General features: G+C 64.2%; 1 protein-coding gene. It reads left to right on the forward strand.

The features are described from left to right. A partial coding sequence (locus OWC48_RS45850; RefSeq protein WP_282525901.1) for an amino acid adenylation domain-containing protein occupies positions 1 to 1547 on the forward strand: 1547 nt, incomplete at both ends.

Here is a 1547-nt window from a genome sequence, read left to right on the forward strand (position 1 = left end):
GCCGCCCCGGGCTCTTGATCACACGCCATTATTCCAGGTGATGCTGGCCTGGGAGAACAATGCGGCTGGGTCATTGGACCTGCCGGGGCTGAGTGTCGAAGCTGCCGGGGAGGAGATTGATCAGGTCAAGTTCGATCTGGAGCTGAGCCTTGGCGAGCATGGCGAGGAGATCGCCGGAACGCTGGGTTATGCCACGGCGCTGTTTGATCAAGCGACGATCGAGCGGCAGCGTGGTTATCTGCTGGCGCTGCTGCGGGCGATGGCTGCCGACGCGCAGCAAGAGGTCCACCGCATTGAGCTGCTGTCTGCTGCCGAGCGCACGTATCTGCTGGAGGAGCTGAACCAGACGGCGGCGCCGTATCCTGCGGAGCGGTGCATCCACGAGCTGTTCGAGGCGCAGGTGCACAAGGCGCCGGATGCGGTGGCGGTGGTCTGCGAAGATGAGCAGCTGAGCTGTGGCGAGCTCAATGCGCGGGCCAACCGCCTGGCGCATCACCTGATCGCCCTCGGGGTCAGGCCGGACCAGCCGGTTGCGATCTGCGTCGAGCGCAGTCCGATGATGGTGGTGGGGCTTTTGGCGATCCTGAAGGCCGGCGGGGCGTATATGCCGCTGGACCCGGCCTATCCGTCGGCGCGGCTGCATCAGGTGCTCGACGATGCGGCGCCGCGGCTGCTGCTGGCGGATGTGGCCGGCCGAGCCGCCTTCGGCGCGGATGTGCTGGCCAATGTGAGCGTGGTGGAGCTCGATGCTGCGGCGCCGGCCTGGGCCAGCCTGCCGGAAGCGGATCCTGACCCGCGGGCGCTCAGCCTGACCTCTCGCAATCTCGCCTATGTGATCTACACCTCGGGATCCACGGGCACGCCCAAAGGGGCACAGAATGAGCATCGGGCTATCGTTAATCGCCTGCTCTGGATGCAGAACGCCTATGGTCTGAAGCCAACAGACGTCGTGTTGCAGAAGACGCCATTTAGCTTCGATGTCTCGGCCTGGGAGTTCTTTTGGACTTTGCTTGAAGGGGCAACGCTGGTAGTAGCGCCGCCCGGTGCGCACAGAGATCCCGATGCATTGGTCGACTTGATCGTCAGCCAGTGCATCACGACGGTTCACTTCGTGCCATCCATGCTGCTCAGCTTTTTGGATGCGAAGAGTGTTGACCGCTGCACATCGCTGCGGCGGGTTTTATGCAGCGGCGAGGCGCTCCCTGCCGCCAGTGTGCATAGGGTTCGGCGCGTATTGCCCTGGACGGCCCTGCACAATCTCTACGGTCCGACTGAGGCGGCGATCGACGTTACATCCTGGAGCTGCCCGGCTGATTTTAATGAGGCCATCGTCCCGATTGGCCGTCCTATTGCCAACACGCGGGTCTACTTGCTGGATGGTCACGGCGAGCTGGTGCCGTTCGGCGCGGCAGGCGAGCTCTACATTGGCGGGGCGGGGGTGGCGCGGGGCTACCTGAACCGCCCTGAGCTGACAGCGGAGCGGTTCATCGCCAGTCCCTTTGTCGAGGGCGATCGGCTGTACCGGACCGGCGACCTTGCACGTTATC

This window comes from Bradyrhizobium sp. Arg816 (assembly GCF_029989365.1).
Lineage (GTDB): Bacteria > Pseudomonadota > Alphaproteobacteria > Rhizobiales > Xanthobacteraceae > Bradyrhizobium.